We start from the raw sequence: 4,511 nt of genomic DNA on the forward strand, positions 1-4,511 counted from the left end.
GCAGTTGACCACGGCGGCCGCGCCGGCCAGCGCGCGGTCGAGCGAGGCCGGGGCGTCGACCGGCGCGGGGCGGGCCTCCAGCCCGGTCTCGCGCGCCAGTGCCTCCAGCTTGCCGGCGTCGCGGCCGGAGAGCACCGGGACGAACCCGCGCTCCCGCAGCTCCGCCACCACGAACCGTCCGGTGTGACCGTACGCGCCGTACACCGCGACCCTGGGCGCCGTCGTCATGGGTACTTCCTTCGCTCGAACGACCTGTGGTGCTCCGTCACGACCATCCTGGCGGGGGACGGGGGCCCGCACGAGTGTCCGGAACGACACGCCCCGTACACTTCCGGACATGGACACTGTCGCGCTGGCCGTCACCGACGGGATGCTCCACTTCGAACTGGCCCTCGCGCAGGAGGTCTTCGGCTCCGCGCCGGACGGCGTGACGGGCCCCTGGTACGACCTCGTCGTCTGCGGGCCCGGCCCGGTGCGGGCCGGACGGTTCCTGCTCCGGCCCGATCACGGCCTCGACCGCCTCCCCCACGCCGACACCGTGATCGTCCCGGGCTGGGCCGACATCGACGAGGCCCCGCCCGCCGAGCTGGTCGACGCGGTGCGCGCGGCCCACGAGGCGGGCGCCCGCCTGGTCTCCCTGTGCACGGGCGCCTTCGTGCTGGCCGCCGCCGGCCTGCTGGACGGGCTGCGCGCGACGACGCACTGGGCGCACACCCGGGCACTGGCCGACCGCCATCCGAAGGTCGAGGTGGACCCGGACGTCCTCTACGTGGACAACGGAAGTGTGCTCACCTCCGCGGGCAAGGCCGCCGCCATGGACCTGTGCCTGCACCTCATCCGCCTCGACCGGGGTTCGGCGACCGCCAACAAGGTCGCCCGCCGCCTGGTCGTGCCACCACACCGGGACGGCGGCCAGGCCCAGTTCATCACCGCCCCGGTCCCCTCCCCGGGGCACCACCCCCTCGCCGACCTGCTCCCCTGGGTGCTCGAACGGCTCGACCAGCCCCTGACGGTGGAGGACCTGGCCCGCCGGGCGCGGATGAGCTCCCGCCACCTGGGCCGCCACTTCAGGGCGACGACCGGCACCACCCCGCTGCAGTGGCTGCTCACCCAACGCATCCGGCGCGCCCAGGAGTTGCTGGAGACCACCGACGACAGCGTCGACGCCGTCGCGGCCGCCACCGGCATGGGCACCGCCACCACGCTGCGCCGGCACTTCAACCGCGCGGTCGGCCTGCCCCCGCACGCCTACCGCCGCACGTTCCGTACGCGCGGCCGCTCCGGCCCCGGGGAGCCCGGCCCGCTCGGCCCACGGACCGGAGCGCGGCCGGGCTAGCCAGGTCCCCGTGGAGGACCTCGACGGGGTGGAGGCCGTCGTCGCGTTCGAGGACGCGGCGGCTTTCGAGGACTGCCCGGCCGAACACCGCGCCCGCCGCGTGGGCCGAGACGGCGAAGAAGGCGTCGGGGACCGCGTCGGTCACGGAGGACGAACCGGTCGACGCGGGACCGTGCCGGGGCGGGGTCTCCGGGCAGCGCCGGGGTCCGGAGGACCGGTACCACCTGCGGGAGTACGGGCCACGGCGGCCACGGAGCCTGCGGTCGTGGTCGGTTCACCCGTCCGCGTCGTACTTCGACTCCGCCGCCGGGTCCAGGGCGAGGCGGTAGCCGCGTTTGACGACCGTCTGGATCAGCTTCGGGGTGCCGAGGGCGGAGCGGAGGCGGGCCATGGCGGTCTCCACCGCGTGTTCGTCGCGGCCCGCGCCCGGAAGGGCGCGCAGCAGCTCCGCGCGGGAGACGACCCAGCCGGGCCGCCGGGACAGCGCCCGCAGCAGCGACATCCCGGCCGGCGGTACGGGTCTGAGCGCGCCGTCCACCAGGACCGCGTGCCCCCGGATCTCCACCCGGTGCCCGGCGACGGGCAACACACGCGCCCGCGCGGGCAGTTCCCGGCAGAGGAGCTGGACCAGCGGGCCGAGCCGGAAGCGCTCGGGCTGCACCGTGTCGATGCCGCGGGCCTGCAACGGCAGCGCGGTGACCGGGCCGACGCAGGCGGACAGCACGTCGTGGCCGAGCGCGGCGAGCAGGTCGTCGAGCAGTCCGCGTTCCTCCGCGCGGGACAGCAGGGACACGGCGGCGGGCGCGCTGGTGAACGTGACCGCGTCCAGCGTGCGGGCGACACCCGCGTCGATGAGACGGTCGACGGGCCCGAGGTCCTCCGGCGGCAGCCACCGGTAGACCGGCACCCCCACCACCTCCGCTCCCCCGGCCCGCAGCGACTCCACGAACCCGGGCAGCGGCTCGCCGTGGAGCTGTACGGCGATCCGCAGTCCGTCGACGCCCTCCTCCAGCAGCCGGTCGAGCACCTCGGCCATGGACTCCGACGCCGGCGACCACTCCTCGGTCAGCCCGGCGGCCCGGATCGCGCCCTTCACCTTCGGCCCGCGCGCCAGGATCCGCACCCCGCGCAGCCGCGCCAGCAGGTCCTCGCCCAGCCCCCAGCCGTCGGCGGCCTCCACCCAGCCCCGGAACCCGATGGCGGTGGTGGCGACCGCGATGTCCGGGGCCTGCCCGATGATGTCCTTGGTGGCGGCCAGCAGCTCGCTGTCGTCGGCGAGCGGCACGATCCGCAGGGCAGGGGCGTGCAGCACGGCGGCTCCGCGCCGCTCCAGCAGCGCGCCCAGCTCGTCGGCCCGGCGCGCCGCGGTCACACCGACGGTGAACCCCGCGAGGGGCCCGTGTTCCGGTGGCTGCTCTTGTTCGTCGTACATGGCTCTCGTCCCGGCTCGAGTCGGCGTACTGCGAGGAGGTGCGTCCCGCGTGGAAGTGCGGCTCCACCTCCATGCCGATCGAGCCTGTCAACGATCCATGACAGGCTCGGTTCGGCTTCATGTCACCAGTGTTACGTCATACGTCGGCGTAGCTGAGCTGCGACTTCTCCTCCGGGGCGGCGGCCGTGTCCGTCGGCCGGGCCGCCGGGCGGCGCAGGTATACGGCCCAGGTGACCGCGAAACAGACCGCGTAGCAGGCGAGGAAGGCGACGAACGCGCCGGTTCCGGAGCCGTAGGAGAGGAAGGACTGGCGGAAGGCCAGGTTGATGCCGACCCCGCCGAGCGCGCCCACCGCGCCGATCAGCCCCATGGACGCCCCGGACAGCCGCCGCCCGTACGCGGCCGCCTCCTCGCCCACCAGCCCCCTGGCCAGGGCCTTCGCCTGGAAGATGCCGGGGATCATCTTGTACGTCGACCCGTTGCCGAGGCCGGTCAGCACGAACAGCACCACGAACGCGACGGTGAACAGCGCCAGCGACTCCTGCATGGAGGCGACGATCAGCACCGCGGTCGCCGCGCCCATCGCGACGAAGTTCCACAGCGTGATCCGCGCGCCACCGTACCGGTCGGCGAGCGACCCGCCCACCGGACGGATCAGGGAGCCGAGCAGCGGGCCGATGAAGGTGACGTACGCGGCTTCGAGCGGTGTGCGGTCGAACTGGTTCTGCAGCACCTGCCCGAAGGCGAAGCTGTAGCCGATGAACGAGCCGAAGGTGCCGATGTAGAGGAAGGACATGATCCAGGTGTGCGCTTCCCTGGCGGCGTCCTTGGCGGCACCGGTGTCGTTCTTCACCGAGGCCAGGTTGTCCATGTAGAGCGCGGCGAGCACGGCGGCGACGACGATCAGCGGGATGTAGATGCCGAGCAGCACGCGCGGTCCGCCGCTCGCGCCGATGATCGCGAGGGCGGCGAGCTGGATCACCGGGACGCCGATGTTGCCGCCGCCGGCGTTCAGCCCGAGCGCCCAGCCCTTCTTCCTGAGCGGGAAGAAGGCGTTGATGTTGGTCATGGAGGAGGCGAAGTTGCCGCCACCGATCCCGGCCAGCAGGCCGACCAGGAGGAAGGTGGAGAAGGACGTCCCCGGCTCCATCACGGCGAACGCGGCGACGGAGGGCACGAGCAGCAGCGCCGCGCTGATCACCGTCCAGTTCCGCCCGCCGAAGATCGCGACGGCGAAGGTGTACGGCACCCGGACCACGGCGCCGACCAGCGTGACCACCGACGTCAGCAGGAACTTGTCGGCAGGCGTCAGCCCGTACTCCGGGCCCATGAAGAGCACCAGCACGGACCACATCGTCCAGATCGAGAACCCGATGTGCTCGGACAGCACGGAGAAGAAGAGGTTCCGACGGGCGGTCTTCTCCCCGGTCCGGTTCCAGAAGGTCTCGTCCTCCGGGTCCCACTCGTGAATCCAGCGGCCGCTGCGGGCTGTCATGAGGCCTCCACTGCTCTCCGGGGGCGCGGGCGGTGCCGCGAGGTGCTGGTCCCGAAGGTAGGGAGGGGGCGTTTCAGCGCTGTGGCGGGCGGTGACCGGGAGGGAACGTTGCGCTCACCCGGGGCGGGGACGGGGTGAGAGGTGGGCGGCCGGCGGGCCTCAGCGCTGCGGGGGCTGCCAGTGGGGGTTCTGCTGGGCGGGATACCCGTACGGGGGCTGGGGCTGGGCGTAGGGGCCGGGGACCTGGG

The 4,511-nt window shown here is 73.4% G+C and carries 4 protein-coding genes; 1 reads left to right on the top strand and 3 read right to left on the bottom strand.

What is annotated here, in order from left to right:
* Positions 1-228 (bottom strand): NAD(P)H-binding protein (locus B7767_RS25385; protein WP_179167282.1); only part of this gene is annotated, 228 nt, incomplete at its 3' end.
* Positions 229-337: 109 nt separating this feature from the next.
* Here B7767_RS25385 and B7767_RS25390 point away from each other — a divergent pair.
* Complete coding sequence (locus B7767_RS25390) at positions 338-1,336, top strand: helix-turn-helix domain-containing protein (protein ID WP_085574229.1); 999 nt, start codon at positions 338-340, stop codon at positions 1,334-1,336.
* 274 nt (positions 1,337-1,610) lie between these two features.
* Here the strand turns inward: B7767_RS25390 and B7767_RS25395 are convergent, their stop codons facing one another.
* A complete protein-coding gene (locus B7767_RS25395; protein ID WP_085574230.1) occupies positions 1,611-2,768 on the bottom strand; it encodes a uroporphyrinogen-III synthase in 1,158 nt (385 codons plus the stop codon).
* Between the two features lie 136 nt (positions 2,769-2,904).
* The gene (locus tag B7767_RS25400) at positions 2,905-4,263 is read right to left on the bottom strand and encodes a NarK/NasA family nitrate transporter (RefSeq protein WP_085574231.1); all 1,359 of its coding nucleotides are present in this window, start codon (positions 4,261-4,263) and stop codon (positions 2,905-2,907) included.
* Positions 4,264-4,511 lie beyond the last annotated feature (248 nt).

The organism is Streptomyces sp. 13-12-16 (assembly GCF_002114215.1).
Taxonomy (GTDB): Bacteria; Actinomycetota; Actinomycetes; order Streptomycetales; family Streptomycetaceae; genus Streptomyces.